Here is a 15,423-nt window from a genome sequence, read left to right on the forward strand (position 1 = left end):
TCAGACGCTTCCGGTACGATGCCAGCGACATCTTGAAGTGCCCGCGAGGGCGTATCTTGCGCCCCGCTCGGCCCATCAAGCACGGCCGTTTCTTTTACTCGAAGGCGAAGGATTGCACCCGGTGTCCGCTCAAGGGCGCCAAAGGGCGGGTTAACAAAGCGGTCGTTGTCGGTGACCATTATCCGGCACTGCTGCGTGCCCGCCGCCGTCGCGAGCGATGGACTAAGCAGGATCGACATCTCTATCAACGCCATCGCTGGCGCTCAGAGGGCTTCCACGGCGAAGCCAAAACTTGGCATGGGCTGGCGCGCGCCATACGGCGCGGTCTACCGAATATGAAGATCCAGGCCTACCTCACGGCCGCCGCCATCAACCTCAAGCGGCTGGCAACCGCTCTCCTTGCGCTTATTCTGTCTTGGATTGTCCCTCAGAATGCGTTTGCGGCTTCAGATCGGCCGTAGCGCGAGCTTTGACGCGAGGGCCAGGATAGCCCGTCGCTGCATCGCGCCAAATCTATTGGCCACTTGTTCAACGACCCCACGCGGCAGCGCTGCCAAGTGGCGTTGAGCACCTTGCCAACCGTGGCCTTGATCCCCTCATGAGCGTCGGAGACCACCAGCTTGACGCCGCGCAATCCGCGCCGCGCCAGCTTGCGCAGGAATGCGGTCCAGAACGTCTCGGCCTCGGACGGACCGATATCCATGCCGAGCACCTCGCGCCGGCCGTCACTGTTGACCCCGACCGCGATGATCACCGCGACCGAGACGATGCGCCCGTTCTGGCGCACCTTCACATAGGTGGCGTCGATCCACAGGTAGGGCCAGTCGCCCTCGATCGGGCGATTGAGGAAGGCCTTCACCTTGTCGTCGATCTCGCCGCACAGCCGCGACACCTGGCTCTTGGATATCCCCGTCATGCCCATCGCCTGCACCAGGTCGTCAACCGAACGGGTCGAGACGCCCTGCACGTAGGCCTCCTGCACCACGGCGGTGAGCGCCTTCTCGGCCATCCGCCGTGGCTCGAGAAAGCCCGGGAAATAAGAGCCTTTGCGCAGCTTGGGAATGCGCAGCTCGACCGTGCCGGCCCGGGTCTCCCAGCTCCGATCGCGATAGCCGTTGCGCTGGACCTGTCGTTCCTGGCTCTTCGCGCCGTACGCGGCCCCGGTCAGGCCCTCGACCTCCAGCTCCATCAGCCGGTGGGCGGCGAAGCCGATCATCTCGCGCAACAGATCGGCATCGGGGGTCTTCTCTACGAGCGCGCGCAGGTTCATCATGTCGTCGGTCATCGGTGGTTCCTCGAATCAGGTTGGTTGTCGCAATCCAAACCTTACCGACGAATCATCGGTGACCACCCGCAAAGCCGCTCGCTCGCTACGGCGCTATGTGGGGCGCGCGTCGCGAGCGGCTTCGCTACCAGCTACACCACTCCTTGGGACACGACCATCCTGCTAGTCATCAACGACGGCCTGGCTGTGTTTCATGCGGGTAGCGGCATAACGGCGCTATCGGAGCCCGAAGCAGAGTACGAAGAGGTTCTTGCAAAGGCGCAGCGCATCTTCGACACATTTCGTTTTGAAACACAGGAGCCATTTTGATTGTCATCATCGACAACTACGACTCCTTCGTCTTTAACATAGCCAGGTACTTCCGGAAGCTTGGCCAAGCGACGCAGGTAATCCGGAATGACAGGATCAGCATCGACGACCTTGTTGACCTCAGGCCGAGCGCACTGGTCATCTCTCCTGGCCCATGCACTCCCGTTGAGGCTAGAATATCGACGACCGTCGTCCACAACCTTTCAGGTCGCGTGCCAATTCTAGGCATCTGCCTCGGACATCAGTGTATCGGGAGCGCATTCGGCGGTCGAGTGGCGCGCGGTTCGTCCTATGGACAGTCGTTCCTCGCACGTAACCCATGATGGCCGAGGGCTATTCGAAGGGCTTCCGTCTCCAATTTGCGTCGGTCGCTACCATTCTCTGGTTATTCAGCTCGCTCAGCCGTGCGACCAGCATCTGAAGGTGGGCACTTTCGCAGGAGGGCGAAATCATGGCGCTGTCGCACCGATATCAGCCAACCTATGGAGTGCAGTTCCATCCGGAATCGATACTTACCCCACAAGGGCATGTTCTTCTTCAAAACTTCTTGCGTATCGTCGACACTTATCGGGCGCGAGGTCAGATCGCACACTGGCTCTACTGGCCAGCTCAGAATCCAACCGGAATGATTGATCAATAGACGACCTTCTTGTTTGAATATCAAAGCGAACGGAATCCAGCAGCCTTACATGATTTAGCAGGACTGTCACACCGCTCTTCACGTCTTAATTATGCAAGACTTGGAACCGATGCTTTTTGGCGATGATAGAATCGGAACCTATCGGCCGGTCTGAACGTCGTCCACGCGTACGCTGGTGCCGGTCACGAACTCCGATGACGGCGACACCAGGAACAGCAAGGTGCTGTCGAGTTGCGCCGGATCACCGATGCGCGGACGCGGAAATCTTTGGGTGATGTCGCCCACGCGCTGCAGCATGCAATCGATCATCTCGGACGAAAACGCTCCCGGCGCGATCGCGTTGACATTGATGTTGAACTTTGCCCATTCGACCGCGTGGGCTTCGGTCATGCGTACCACCGCGGCCTTGCTGATCGAATAGAGCGCGGCGCCGTTTCCTCCATAGAAGTAGGCCGATGAGGACGCGATGTTGACGATGCGGCCAGGACGCTTTGTCGCAATCAAACGCCGCGCGACTCGCATGACAGCACGTACGGCGCTCGCACGTTCGTTTCGAGAACACGGTCTATAAGATCAATCGAAATTTTTGTTGCGCGTTGGGCGTCCGGGATGCCCGCATTGTTTACCAGAATCGTGATCGGACCAAGCTGCCGCTCTGCTTCAGCGACAATCCTTGTCAGTTGATCCGCATCCGTCACGTCGAGCTGTAGCGGTACGGCGTCGCCACCGGCCGCTTTGATCTCCGCCGCGACGCTCTGGAGTCGATCGAACCGCCGCGCCGTCAGCGCCACGCGGGCGCCACATCGCGCGAGAGTCTTGGCAAATCGCACACCAAGGCCCGCCGATGCTCCGGTCACGATCGCGGTCTGGCCATTCAGGTCGATGGAGAAGTTTGGAAGTGCGTAATCCATGGGGCCTTTCCCTTTTCTTTTGCCGATGCCACATCAAGCGATAAGACGCGGCGCTGGTAGCGAGCTCATACTCCCAACAGAGTTGATCATCTATAGCGGCTATCCTTGGCAGCCCAGAAAGCGCCGCCATACTCCTTAGCCTTGGCCAATTTCTCCGGTGGAGTTAGGTTAGGCGGGATCGCCGGATCGACAAGCGCCATCTCTTCCTTCACGGCTGCGGCGCTCAACATACGATTGCAACCGTCAGAGGTTGCGGATGCCACGGAGGCGCTCCGAGCGCCGCCGCAGCAGCTCGACAGTGGTGAGCATGGTGATCGAGAAAAGGATTAGCACCGTCGCGGCGGCAGTGATGGTCGGACTGATCTCCTCACGAATTCCGGCAAACATAACCCTTGGCAAGGTGCGCTGCTCAGCGCTTGAAACGAAAAGTGCGACCACCACCTCATCGAAGGAGGTGCCGAAGGCGAAGAGCGCACCGGAGATCATGCCCGGAAGTATGAGTGGCAGGGTCACCTTGAAGAAGACGGTAAGCGGCGGCGCACCGAGCCCGGCGGCTGCCCGGGTCAACGAGTGATCGAAATCCGTCAGGGTCGCGGTCACGGTGATAACGACGAAGGGCGTAGCCAGCGTCGTGTGTGCCAGTATCAGCGCGGAATAGGTGTTAAGCAATCCGACGTCGGCATAGAAGAAATACAAGCCAACGGCCGTGATTACGACGGGTACGACGATGGGAGAGATCAGAACGCCCGTCACCGCCGTTCGCCAGGGAAAGTTCGGTCGGCTGAGCCCGAGCGCGGCTAGCGTGCCCAGAATGGTTGACAGGAGCGTGACGGAAACGGCGACAAAGATTGAGTTGTGGAGTGCGCCCTGCCAGCGGCCAGTCAGGAAGAACTCCTGATACCAGCGCAGGGACAGCCCAGGCATCGGATAGCTGAAGAAGGGCACCGAGTTGAAGGACAGTGGAACGATCACGAGGATCGGAGCGATCAGAAACAACAAAACGACGCCGCAGATCAGCCGGTGTAGATAGAACCAGCCCCTCTCCATCGGAGTGGCATAGGCGGAAGCGGCCATCGGTCTCATCCCATCTTGAGTTGATCGAGGCCGACCAGCTTGTTGAAGACATAGTAGAGTAACAGCGTGGCGGTGAGCAGAATGGCGCCGAGGGCCGAGGCCATCCCCCAGTTAAGCTCCTCGTTCGTGTAGTGGGCAACGAAATAGCTCAACATTTGGTCAGCCGGTCCCCCGACGAGGGCTGGGGTTATGTAGTAACCAAGACATAAAATGAACGTCAGAAGGCAACCGGCAGCGATCCCCGGCAGGGTGAGCGGGAAGTAGACCTTCCAGAAGGCGTAGAAGGGCCCGGCACCGAGCGAACGAGCGGCGCGGACAAGGCTCGGTGAGATCGTTTTCATCACGCTATAGATCGGCAACAGTGTGAATGGCAGTTGGATGTGCGCCATAGCAACCATGGTGCCGACCCGGTTGAAGATGAGTTCGGCTGGCTGCGATATGACATGCAACGTTAGCAACATGTCATTGATGACGCCGTGTTGCTGCAGGAGCACGACCCAGGCGGTGGTGCGCACCAACAACGAGGTCCAGAACGGCAGCACGACCATGATCATCAATAGATTGCTAGACTTGGGCGGCAATATCGCCAGAAGATAGGCCACTGGGAAGCCCAGCAGCACGGTGATGATGGTCACGCTGATACTGATGCCAATTGTCCGCAAGAGAACGTCGCGGAAAATCGCGTTCTCGGGCGGCGAGGCGACAATCTGGCTATCGGAGCCATACTGATAGTCGACCGAACGCAGCAGATAAAAGGCCGTATAGACCGACCTTCCGCGCTTGAGCAGACTCCAGACATCGTGTTGCCCCCAGAGCGGGCTAATCTCAATCAGCGCCGCCTTGTAGGGACCAGCGGAAAGCGCGCTCGCCTTGCGGGCGCTTAATGTTACCTGGCTGCGGGCGCCGGGCAGCTCATAGTTCATCCGCTCGCCGATCTGGGGCGCGGTCTTCTGAGCCCAGGACATTTTTAGGTCGCTCGCCAGAGCAACATAGACGGTCTCGTCGGGTAGCCCCTTTCCGTCCCAGGCACCGAGCTCTGCCGTGGTTTGCGGCAACAGCGTCAGCAGCGTATCGTCATGGACCGCGTTGAACATCATCCGGCCGATCGGCAGGACGAACGTGATCAGAATGAAGAGGAGGAGAGGCAGGACGAGAGTGAGCGCTCTCAGCTTGCGCCGGCGCTCGACCCGCTGCAGTTTGACCCGCAGCGGAATGCCAGCAGGGCTGCCGGCCATTTGGGCGGCCATCGTCGCCATCGTCTCCTCTCTCAGTTCGTTCCTTGGAGACGGCGAGGAGAACGGAAGCGCTCCCCGCCATTTTCTTCCTTGGTGTTACTTTGCTAGCCAGGCGGTAAAGCGCTGGCGCAGATCGTTGCCCTTGTCAGCCCAGAACGCGGCGTCGGCCTCTATTCCCATGTGTTCCGGCGCGGTCGGAAGATGGGGAAGGATCGCCGGATCGATAAGCGCCATGCCGTCCCTGTTGGAGGGACCATACGCGATGTACCTCGTCAGGTCGGCTTGGGCCTGGGCAGATGCAGCGAAGGCGATAAACTTGTAGGCGTTGTCCAGTCGCGGGTCACCCTTGGGAATGGCCCACAAGTTAAAGCCCACCACCGCAGCATCCCACATGACCTCGAAATGCTTGCCGGAGTTCTTGACGGCATCGTAGATCCGGCCGTTATAAGCGGCGGTCATGATGACCTGGCCGTCGGCCAGTAGCTGCGGCGGCTGGGCCCCGCTCGTCCACCAGACGACGTCCTTCTTGATTGTTTCAAGCTTCTTGAAGGCGCGGTCGACGCCCTCGGGCGTGTCGAGCAGCTTATAGACGTCCTTGATTGCGACGCCGTCGGCGATCAGCGCCCATTCGAGGTTAGCGTATGGATCCTTAAGCAGTCCCCGCTTCCCAGGGAATTTCTGCAGGTCGAAGAGGTCGGCGATGGTCTTGGGACCATTTTCCAGCTTGTCCTTGTCATAGGCGATCACAGTGGCGGAGACGTGACTCGGCACCCCACAATCATATTTGTCGGCGGCCATGAACTTGGACCGGTCAAGGCCGAGCTTGTTCCAATCGACAGTTTCGAGGATGCCTTCGTCACATAGTCTTATGGCCGCCGATTGACCGACGTCGATTACGTCCCAACTCACGGTCTTGGACTCGACCATGGCGCGGATTTTGGCGGTGTCGTAGTTGTACTCGTCTTCGGTGATCTTGATCCCGGTCGCCTTCGAGAAGGGCTCGAATTGGGCCTTGCGCTCGCTCATCTGGAGGGCGCCGCCCCCAGCGGTGATCGTCAGCTGATCGCCGGCAAGCGCGGGATTTGCGAGCATCAGCGCGCTCGCTGTCAGGCTGGTTATGGCCAAGGCGCTTGCCGCCACCAATGACTTTCTCATCATCTCCGCTCCCTTTCATGTCACCATGATGGTGTCGCCGACGGCGCGGCCTACCTTGCTCGCGGCAAAGCTAGGTCGTCCTCAGGGCGCGTCGAGCGCCCGACAATCCTCGGTTTTCCAGCCTATGGTGATTTCCGCGCCAGGCTCGACCTGCGCCACGTCTTCCGAATTGGGCAGCTTGACGACAAAGTCATCATGGCCGCACACCGAGATGCGGGTGCGCACGTGATCGCCCAAATAGATCAGCTCCCTAACCCGCGCGCTAAAAACATTGGGCAGCGAGCCTGGCGTCGGATTGAGCTTCACCCGCTCCGGTCGCAACGACAGCACGGTTGGCCGACCAACCGCCTCGACGTTAATGGCTAGCGCCTGCACATTGCCGGCGCCCGATATCTCCACCTTGCAGGTCGCGCCGTTCATCGCCACGACTTTCCCTCGTAGCCGGTTGTTCTCGCCAATGAACTGGGCGACGAACGCGTTCTGCGGCCGCTCGTAGAGCTCGGCCGGCGCGGCAAGCTGCTGGATGACCCCGTCGTTGAACACCGCTATGCGGTCCGACATGGTCAACGCTTCGCCCTGATCATGCGTCACATAGACGATGGTGACGCCGAGATCCTCGTGGATCTGCTTGATCTCGAGCTGCATCTGCTCGCGCAGCTGCTTGTCCAGCGCGCCGAGCGGCTCGTCCATCAGCACCAGCCTGGGATCGAAGACGAGCGCTCGGGCTAGCGCGACGCGCTGCTGCTGGCCACCGGAAAGCTGGCCCGGCCGGCGCCAGCCGTAGGCGCCAAGGCGAACCATGTCGAGCGCCCGCTTGATCCTGACCTCGGTCTCGGGCTTGCCAAGCTTGCGCACCTTGAGTGGGAAAGCGAGGTTTTCTTCCACCGTCATATGCGGAAAAAGCGCGTAATTTTGAAAGACCATGCCGATATCGCGTTTGTGCGGTGGCATTTTCTCGATAGATCGCCCCCCTAGCAGGATCGAGCCTTGAGTGGGCGCCTCGAAACCGGCGAGCATCATGAGGGTTGTCGTTTTGCCTGAGCCGGAAGGCCCCAACATCGTCAAAAACTCGCCCTGGGCAATCTCCAAGTTGAGGTTCTTAACGACCAGCGTTTCGCCATCATAGGTTTTCTGAACGCCGGAAAACTCCACAAAGGCGTTGTTTGTGCCTGGCATCCCCCCTGTTCCCTCCGCAGTGCATCCTGGCGCTCCCGATAGAGCAGCCCCCCGCACGGTCAGACCACAATCTTGTTTTTTGTGGATTGGAGGGGCCTGCGCGCGCAAGGATACGCCTCCATGAGGCGCCTGCGGCTGATGCACTGTTTCCCACCTGCACTTTTGCCTGCAACCTTGTGGTCGACAAAAAGGCTTCTGTCTTTCCCAAAACTATCTATCCGGTTGACAGAGCTGATTTCCATCAATCTGGCTGCCTAGATGGCTAAAATTCTGCACCGAACTGGAGAATTCTGAAGCTTTAGTCAGATGTGGAATACCGATGAATGAATGACGGCTGTCCGCTCTCTCCTTTGGCGAACAGCATCGGCCTCGGAAACGCCCGCAAGGTCCGGTCGCAGGTAATCAATAGCGGCGCTGCGCTGCTCGCTCACTGAGCGACAAGCTTGTCGGCTTCGTTTCCATGCGCTTCCAGCGGATTCAGTCGACATTCGAGAAGCGGCGCAGCGGGATTGGACAGACGCCAGACGGAGCGGTTCAACGGCAACGATCTGAACGGGTCCCCGATCAGCCTGTCCTGGATGCGCAGGAGGCGACCATCTTCCGGCCTTAGTACCCCGCAAGCCGCGCTAAGTGGCCCGCATGGTAGTCGGCGTCGCCGAACAGCTCGCTCAGCACTCGCTGTCGTTTCATGTAGAAGCCTATATCATACTCGTCGGTCATACCAATGCCGCCGTGCATTTGAATGCCTTCTTGAACAGCGAGCGCGCTAGCCATGCCAGTCATCGCTTTGGCTACCATGACGGACTGCTCGGCGCCGGCTTCACCGCAGTCGAGCAGCTGCTGGGCCTTGAGCACGGCGGCACGGGCCACCCCCATCTCGGCGTAGAGATGGGCGGCGCGATGCTGCAGTGCCTGGAACGAGCCGATCAGGCGACCAAACTGCTTGCGCTGCTTGAGATAGCCTATGGTCATGTCGAGAGCGCCCGAGCCTACCCCAACCAACTCAGCCGAGGCGCCCGCGCGTAGCGCGCTGAGCGTCTTCGTCAGGCCGTCAAACCCGCGGTCCACTTCGCCGATGACTGCCTCCTTAAGGACCTCCACGCCATCGAACTTCAAACGCGCGGCCAAGCTCGAATCGGCGAGCCGGTCGGCCTCGAACGTGAGGTTAGCTACGTGACTTTCAACCAGGAAGAGCGTTACGCCCATCTTGTCCTCGCAGGAGCCGGCGGTCCGGGCCGCGACGATCAGGAAGTCGGCCACGTGGCCGTGCGTCACGAAGCGTTTCTCTCCCGTGAGACGAAACCCGTTGCCGACCCGCTGCGCCAGCAGCGCGATCCGCTCAGGCCGATGACGGGGGGTCTCGTCGATGGCAAGCACGCCTACGGCCTCGCCGGCCAGAATCCGCGGCAGCCAGGCTTGGCGCTGGGCCGTCGAGCCTTCCCGCAGCGTCGTCACCGCACCTACCGCCGTCGCGAGGAACGGCGAAGGCTTCAGGTTGCGGCCAATCTCCTCCAGCACGATTCCGGCCTCGACGTGGCCCAATCCTAAACCGCCGTCTGCTTCATCCATCAGGACGCCGTTAAGGCCGAGTTCAGCGAAACGCTTCCAGAGGTCGGGCGAGAAGCCGGTCCTATCGCCAGCATCCCGCAGTGCGCGCATGTGGTGAACCGGCGCTTGCTCCGCAAGGAACGGCCGCACGGTGTCGGCAAGCATCGTCTGGTCTTCGGTGTGGAAGAGAGGCAAGATGTCAGGCTCCGGGTAGCTGAAGGATGCGCTTGGCGATGATGTTGAGCTGCACCTCCGATGTACCGCCTTCGATAGAATTGGCTTTGCTGCGGAGCCATGCACGCGCGTTGGCGCCGCCGCGAGATCGATCGCTCTCCCACTCCAGCGCGTCCGATCCTTCGGCGTCCATCATCAGCTCATGACGCTGCTTGTTCAGCTCGGTCCCAAAGTACTTCATGACGGAAGCTTGGTGAGGAGGCGCCCGCTCGTGCTTTACTTCGTCAATAAAGCGCTCAGACATGGCCCTAAACGCCAGAGCACGGACTTCGAAGAGAGCGATGCGCGCCCGCAAAACGGGATCGTCGAGCCGACCGTCCGCTTCGGTACCGACTGCGCGCTTGGCTATCTCGCCGAGCGACAGTTCGCCGGCACTTAAGTCGGAAAGGCTCTCGCGCTCGTGGCTCAGCAGATATTTGGCGACGTCCCAGCCCTTGTTTAATTCACCAACTAAGTTCTTCTTCGGCACCTTCACGTTGTCGAAAAACGTCTCGCAGAATGCCGAGTATCCGGAGATCAACTTAATGGGTTTGACCGAGATCCCGGGCGTTTCCATATCGAACAGGAGGAATGAGATGCCGTTGTGCTTGTCCGATATATCGGTCCGCACCAAGCAGTAAATCCAGCCGGCCTTATCAGCATCGCTGGTCCAGATTTTCTGGCCGTTCACAAGGAAGTGATCGCCGTGGTCCTCCGCGCGCGTCGCCAGTGAAGCAAGATCAGAGCCCGCACCCGGCTCCGAATAGCCTTGGCACCAGAAGATTTCACCGCGGACCATTTTCGGCAGGTGCTCTCGCTTCTGGTCCTCGGTGCCGTACTTGAGCAGCGTCGGCCCCAGTGTAGATAGGCTGAATGAACTCAATGGATTGCGGCAGCCGAGCCGGCTCATCTCACTTTGTAGGATCTTTGCCTCCTCGGGAGAAAGCCCGCCGCCGCCGTAAGACCTGGGCCATTCCGGCGCTGTCCAGCCCTTCGCCGCCATGCGGTCCAACCAGAGCTTTTGGGCCGGGTCCTTGTAGACGGCTCGCCGTCCGCCCAAAACGACGTCGTCCTTGGAACGAACTGGCTGCCGCACCTCCGGCGGGCAGTTCGCCTCGAGCCAAGCGCGCGTCTCCTGACGAAACCTCTCAGGGTTGCTCATGTTCTGCGCCCCTCCCGTTTTGCCCCCTTGCGCTCGGGCAGTTTCGAAGCTTGTGCGTGATGCGGATGAACTTGGACCGGTGTCTCAACCACCGAGCACTGACGACGCTAACGTACCCCCGGCGAATAAAATCGCTAAGTTCTGGCAACTGCGTGCAGTCTTGCAGCAAGAAAGGCTGAACTGCCGCACTTGCCGACAACTTTCAGGACCGGCGGCAGATGACGATTCGAGCATAGGTGCCAGAGCAGCATCTCAGCTGAAGGATCGTGCAAAATTCCCGAATCCATACTGGGTCCAAGGAGGAAATGTTTGGGTGCGATAGAAGGCACTATTGTTGAAATGGGGCAAGTGGCGATTGCCGCCTGATCTGACGTCTTGGCCTGCGCTTCAGCTTGGCGCCAAGCTCGGCAGCGCCGGGGCCTCGCTCATTTTGGAACACGAGCAGGGCGACATGAAAGCCGCGGGAGCCATCGACGCTCTAAAGCGGGAAAACTGCGGCTTGCCCCAAAAGAATGCACAAAAACCGCGTTGCGTGCCGAATCTAAAAGCGAATCGCAATGGCGAAAGGCTAACTTCAAACAAACCCGCGACCCGAATGGCTCTCACAACGAGCGAGCCGAACACTCTTCGCTGAGACGCCGCTAACGTTAACCGCGTCGAGCGCGACTTTCCACATCACTTGGCGCAAATTGCGGCTTTGATTGATGCACAAACCGACTTGGAAATGGTGATCTCCACTAATCTTACGCAGATGCAGCGCTTTCAGGTGCCCATATCTGCAATGATGGTCGCTAAGGGTTCCCTCGAGCGCGATGACTACATAGACATCGGCGAGGTGCCTCGCAACCTGCAATCGTTCGCCGGATCACCGAGACCAAAGAGTGCCGAGCGAGGCGGCTCAATTTCTGACGACTCAGCAAACCTAAACCTCGGCTCATGCGCCGACCTCGAGCTCGCGAACGCCGTTTGTGGATTCACGCGCATTGCAGCGTCGGCGCTTATCGAGCGCGTTTACGTCCTGATCGTTGTCTAATGGCGACTGCTGCTCGGGCGCGGCAGCGATCTTCGCTTCGCTGGTTGAGCAGTGGCCGACAACTACCGACACATGTCCTATGCGACGTCCAGAGCTACGGTGGATGCCGACTGGACCTGACGGAATTGACTACCCTGTTGAGCCTAAATGCCGGAGGATATTACATGCCGATCTACTATCCCGACATCCTGGAGGAGAAGACCGAGCCGCGTACCTTCACCTATTGTGAGAAGGATATCATGCTGTACGCGCTGGGGATTGGCATGGGCCGAGATCCAATGAATGAGCGTGAGCTGCCGTTCGTGTACGAGAAGGATCTCAAGGTTACGCCGACAGTTACCACGGTGCTGGCATCGGCTAGAGGACAACCTATCAGGCCCGCGACCGACCAGAGGTCGGGCCTCCGGATGAGCAAATTGAATCTTCTGATGTTGGTCCATGGCGAGCAGAAAGTAGAATTGCACAAGCCGCTGCCGTCGTCCGGCACGATCACGGCCACCAGCCGCACGATGGGCGCCTACGATAAGGGTGAGAGGGGCGCCGTCGTCGTCGACGAGAGTGTGTGGACCGACGAAAAGGGCGAAAAGGTCGCCACTCTCACGGGCTCCACTTTCGCTCGCGGCGACGGAGGCTTCGGCGGCCCGTCACAGGGTGCGCCCGAGCCGCACGCTGTGCCCGAACGCAAGCCGGACCTGTTGGCGCGGTTTGATACTCGGCCCGACCAGGCGCTGCTTTATCGGCTGAACGGCGATTTCAATCCGCTTCATTCCGATCCCGAGGTCGCCAAGCAGGCTGGCTTCTCGCGACCGATCCTGCACGGCCTGTGCACCTTCGGCATCACCTGCCGGGCGGTGCTGCAGGAGTTCTGCGATTACGATCCCACAAGGATCCTGAGTCACCAAGCGCGCTTCTCGGCACCAGTGTTCCCCGGCGATGCTATCACTGTCGATCTTTGGCAAGATCGCAACGTGATTTCGTTCGAGGCTCGCGTAGTCGATCGCGGCGCGACTGTTATCAAAAACGGCAAGACAGTGTTGCGCGCCTAGGCGCGCAACACTGCCGCTAAGCCTCCCGATTAAGCCGCCGCGGAGGGCCCCGGACGACTGCAGCATCGAACTATACACGCTTTGTGGTGAGTTGCTGTCCTAGCCTTGTAGGGGAACGCAGCCTCGCATTGATTCTTCCGCTACCTGTGCTCTGTTTCCCACCGCACGAGGAAGAAGGCGGCCGGACCGTCCGCAGCTCCGTTTTTAGCCCGAAACACCGCTCTGACCAGATTATGCGAACGCACTTGCTGTACCGCTGCGACGTTTCTTCTGTCATTGATGGCGGCGACTTAAGCCCAGGTAATGCAAGTGAGCCGCAAGAAGCTTTACACGCGACGTGCTCTTGACCGGGAGTGTCCGCGGGAAAACTGCATTCCAAAGATGGAGGTAACCGCGGGAAAGGGGCACGAAAAGAGAGCCCGCAGCACCGGGCTTCAAATCTGATGCATCGGGCGGTTCAAAGCCGACGGCAACGAGATCCACCTGGGACGTATTATCGTCTCTAGCGATGTGCGACGGCCATGAGTCACCGTCATCGGAGCCGGAAAAGGGCAAGACGCTCTCAAACGCAACAGGTTCCCTGCTGCTTGATCGCTGAGACTGAGACGGTTAGGGCTACCATTGCATAGGCTCGCCGCGGTAGTCCTGGAAAGCGCCGCTGGTGTCTGATGTTAGCTCAGCAATTCTTTGGATGATACCACGCGCACTGTCTTCTGGCGAGATGGACGCAGAAGATGCGGCGGCGCTTGCGCCCGTCATATCGGTCCGTACGAAGCCCGGATTCACTATCCCCACCAGCACGCCGTCATCGGCCCAGTCACGCGCGAGCCGATGCATGCCATTATTGAGCGCCGCCTTAGAGGCTCGGTATGCGTATCTATTGCGGCTCAGAGCGCTGCCACGGTAACAGTCGACGCTATTGGAGCCGGCATCACTGCTGATCGCCACCAGCTTCTTCTCAGAGCTGCGCCTCAAGTTGTCGCGTAGCGCCTGAGCGATGAGTATTGGCGCAAGGGCGTTGACGCGCAGCGTGGTGATCCAACCTTCGGCATCGATGCAGTCGGCCGACTGGGTCGCGGGACCGACGATCCCCGCATTGTTGATGAGGATGTCGATCGGTTGCTCATTTAGCGCGCGCTTGAGCGACCGGATCGAGGCCTCGTCCGAGACGTCGAGTTGCAAGATCCGTACGCGGCCGCGGGACACCGCCGCAAGGTCCTTTAGTGCATCGGCCCTTGCTGGCTCGCGACAGCAGCCAATCACATTGGCACCATCGGCGGCGTAATGGCGCGAGAGCGCAAGGCCGATGCCTCGGCCCGCGCCTGTGATCAAAACTGTGGTCATTGAAGAGAACCTTTGCCAATTTCCCGCTGGACAAGGAGAATAAGCAAAAGCCTCCTCATGATCGCACTAAAAAGAGACCCCGAAGGCGCGGGAATTCTGCGAATGGGACTGGCTTGCGCCGGTTTTCCACGCCGAACGTCCCATGCACTGCTCGTCTAACTCCGATTAGAGTATAGATCAGAACCCGGGCGTAAGGCGCGAGCCGCCTGATCGGGAGCATGACGAAAGCTGCGTTGGAGATTTCAGTAGGATGCGATTTGGCTAAGACATTCCGGAAAAGGCGTGTCAAGATCCAGCTCCAAAGGCAGTATAGCCCATCTGCAGGACTCGAACCCTCTCGGGCATTCGGGTTCTTCGACCCACGGGACGAGGGGCACGCCACACTGAAACGCATGCCGATCGCTCGTTTCGCCGTCTCCAACGCGGGATTCGATTGTTATGTGCCTTCTTTTCGTGTGATCGTAAAAAGCCGCTCAAGTATGGATCGTGATTTCCGCGAGACGGCCGTCGTGCTGCGGTATGCATGCCGCTTTCGACCGGACATCCCAGCCACCGGATTGGCAGAAGACGGTAGATGACGTGATCGCAAGACGTTGGCTGTACGGCTCCGCGGCTGGTCAACGCGCCAGCGCCTCGAAGATCAACCTCCGAAGGCTCGCGAATTTTCGCGCCACGTCCCGAAATTTCAGCATCTACTCGGGCGTCGCTTGTCAGGAGCCTTTTTCAAGGACGGAGCCCAACGTTGGAAGGGCCGGTCGGTGATGATCCGTGACGAAACGGCAGGCCTCGCAGCTGCAATAGGATTCTAGGACTCCGAGACCGAAAAGAAGCTCTCATATATCCCCGTGGGTCGGTCAAAATCCCCCGGGTATGGTCACTTGAAACTCCCCCACCTGATGATCGCCGTCAGCGCCGCTGAACAGCAGTAGCCGGTCAGGCAGGACGTTTATGTTCGACCCCTTTAGCCAGCAAGGGGCCGGGGAGTTGAACGTCTTGAAGCGACATCTGCAAAGCACCGTACTTACATTACTTGATCGCAACACCAGCCAGCGCGAGATTCACCGGCTGACGGGTGTCGATCGCAAGACGATCCGGCGTTATCAGGGGCTGCGGGCTGGTGCGGAGGCAAATTCCCCCGGGGAAGTGACCACCGGCACGGTGAGCGCGGACGACCAAATTCCCCCACCCCGACCACCGGCTTTTGGGGTGTCGGAAGCGACGGTCACCAGCAGCCTGGCCCGTTCGGCTTGCGAAGCGCATCGGACGTGGATCGAAGAACAGGTCCGGCTGAA

11 protein-coding genes and 4 pseudogenes are annotated in these 15,423 nt (G+C 59.7%); 6 read left to right on the plus strand and 9 right to left on the minus strand.

Annotated features, from left to right (window positions below; translation table 11 throughout):
* The coding region (locus XI09_RS04570) for a transposase (protein WP_442869529.1) at positions 1-461 on the plus strand (461 nt) is incomplete at its 5' end.
* Between the two features lie 77 nt (positions 462-538).
* Here the strand turns inward: XI09_RS04570 and XI09_RS04575 are convergent.
* Positions 539-1,285: pseudogene (locus XI09_RS04575) on the minus strand (IS256 family transposase); the annotation flags it as partial.
* A gap of 24 nt (positions 1,286-1,309) precedes the next feature.
* Between XI09_RS04575 and XI09_RS45985 the strand changes: the two are divergent.
* Together XI09_RS45985 and XI09_RS04585 are read left to right on the plus strand one after the other, a co-directional pair.
* Positions 1,310-1,594: a hypothetical protein gene (locus XI09_RS45985; RefSeq protein WP_442869530.1), complete on the plus strand. Its 285-nt coding sequence runs from the start codon at positions 1,310-1,312 to the stop codon at positions 1,592-1,594.
* Positions 1,591-2,234, plus strand: a pseudogene (locus tag XI09_RS04585) (anthranilate synthase component II). Before XI09_RS45985 ends, XI09_RS04585 begins: the two are co-directional and overlap by 4 nt.
* Before the next feature lie 185 nt (positions 2,235-2,419).
* Here XI09_RS04585 and XI09_RS45990 read toward each other — a convergent pair.
* The 7 genes and pseudogenes from XI09_RS45990 to XI09_RS04625 form a co-directional block, all read right to left on the minus strand.
* Positions 2,420-3,145 (minus strand): annotated as a pseudogene (locus tag XI09_RS45990) (SDR family NAD(P)-dependent oxidoreductase); the annotation flags it as partial.
* Positions 3,146-3,388: 243 nt separating this feature from the next.
* On the minus strand, positions 3,389-4,219 hold the full coding sequence (locus XI09_RS04600; RefSeq protein WP_271565822.1) for an ABC transporter permease: 831 nt from the start codon (positions 4,217-4,219) through the stop codon (positions 3,389-3,391).
* 5 nt (positions 4,220-4,224) lie between these two features.
* Positions 4,225-5,475 (minus strand): ABC transporter permease, encoded by a 1,251-nt coding sequence (locus XI09_RS04605; RefSeq protein ID WP_271565823.1) that lies wholly within the window; start codon positions 5,473-5,475, stop codon positions 4,225-4,227.
* Between the two features lie 75 nt (positions 5,476-5,550).
* A complete protein-coding gene (locus XI09_RS04610; protein WP_271565849.1) occupies positions 5,551-6,609 on the minus strand; it encodes an ABC transporter substrate-binding protein in 1,059 nt (352 codons plus the stop codon).
* Positions 6,610-6,690: 81 nt separating this feature from the next.
* Positions 6,691-7,785: an ABC transporter ATP-binding protein gene (locus XI09_RS04615; RefSeq protein ID WP_271565824.1), complete on the minus strand. Its 1,095-nt coding sequence runs from the start codon at positions 7,783-7,785 to the stop codon at positions 6,691-6,693.
* A gap of 606 nt (positions 7,786-8,391) precedes the next feature.
* Complete coding sequence (locus tag XI09_RS04620) at positions 8,392-9,528, minus strand: acyl-CoA dehydrogenase family protein (RefSeq protein WP_271565825.1); 1,137 nt, start codon at positions 9,526-9,528, stop codon at positions 8,392-8,394.
* A 4-nt stretch (positions 9,529-9,532) separates the two neighbouring features.
* Positions 9,533-10,708 (minus strand): acyl-CoA dehydrogenase family protein, encoded by a 1,176-nt coding sequence (locus tag XI09_RS04625; protein ID WP_271565826.1) that lies wholly within the window; start codon positions 10,706-10,708, stop codon positions 9,533-9,535.
* 679 nt (positions 10,709-11,387) lie between these two features.
* Here XI09_RS04625 and XI09_RS04630 point away from each other — a divergent pair.
* Both XI09_RS04630 and XI09_RS04635 read left to right on the plus strand, forming a co-directional pair.
* Positions 11,388-11,741, plus strand: a complete 354-nt coding sequence (locus XI09_RS04630; protein WP_271565827.1) for a hypothetical protein — start codon at positions 11,388-11,390, stop codon at positions 11,739-11,741.
* Between the two features lie 164 nt (positions 11,742-11,905).
* On the plus strand, positions 11,906-12,787 hold the full coding sequence (locus tag XI09_RS04635; protein WP_271565828.1) for a MaoC/PaaZ C-terminal domain-containing protein: 882 nt from the start codon (positions 11,906-11,908) through the stop codon (positions 12,785-12,787).
* 615 nt (positions 12,788-13,402) lie between these two features.
* Here the strand turns inward: XI09_RS04635 and XI09_RS04640 are convergent.
* Positions 13,403-14,131 carry an SDR family oxidoreductase gene (locus tag XI09_RS04640; protein WP_271565829.1) on the minus strand — a complete coding sequence of 243 codons (729 nt, stop codon included), beginning with the start codon at positions 14,129-14,131 and terminating at the stop codon, positions 13,403-13,405.
* Positions 14,132-15,079: 948 nt separating this feature from the next.
* Here XI09_RS04640 and XI09_RS04645 point away from each other — a divergent pair.
* Positions 15,080-15,423 (plus strand): annotated as a pseudogene (locus tag XI09_RS04645) (IS21 family transposase); the annotation flags it as partial.

It is taken from the genome of Bradyrhizobium sp. CCBAU 11386, from assembly GCF_028128955.1.
Lineage (GTDB): Bacteria > Pseudomonadota > Alphaproteobacteria > Rhizobiales > Xanthobacteraceae > Bradyrhizobium.

Coding starts and splice junctions, on each gene's coding strand:
- XI09_RS04600 (WP_271565822.1), bottom strand. CDS start 4,219: ATGGCCGCTTCCGCCTATGCCACTCCGATGGAGAGGGGCTGGTTCTAT.
- XI09_RS04605 (WP_271565823.1), bottom strand. CDS start 5,475: ATGGCGACGATGGCCGCCCAAATGGCCGGCAGCCCTGCTGGCATTCCG.
- XI09_RS04610 (WP_271565849.1), bottom strand. CDS start 6,609: ATGAGAAAGTCATTGGTGGCGGCAAGCGCCTTGGCCATAACCAGCCTG.
- XI09_RS04615 (WP_271565824.1), bottom strand. CDS start 7,785: ATGCCAGGCACAAACAACGCCTTTGTGGAGTTTTCCGGCGTTCAGAAA.
- XI09_RS04625 (WP_271565826.1), bottom strand. CDS start 10,708: ATGAGCAACCCTGAGAGGTTTCGTCAGGAGACGCGCGCTTGGCTCGAG.
- XI09_RS04635 (WP_271565828.1), top strand. CDS start 11,906: ATGCCGATCTACTATCCCGACATCCTGGAGGAGAAGACCGAGCCGCGT.
- XI09_RS04640 (WP_271565829.1), bottom strand. CDS start 14,131: ATGACCACAGTTTTGATCACAGGCGCGGGCCGAGGCATCGGCCTTGCG.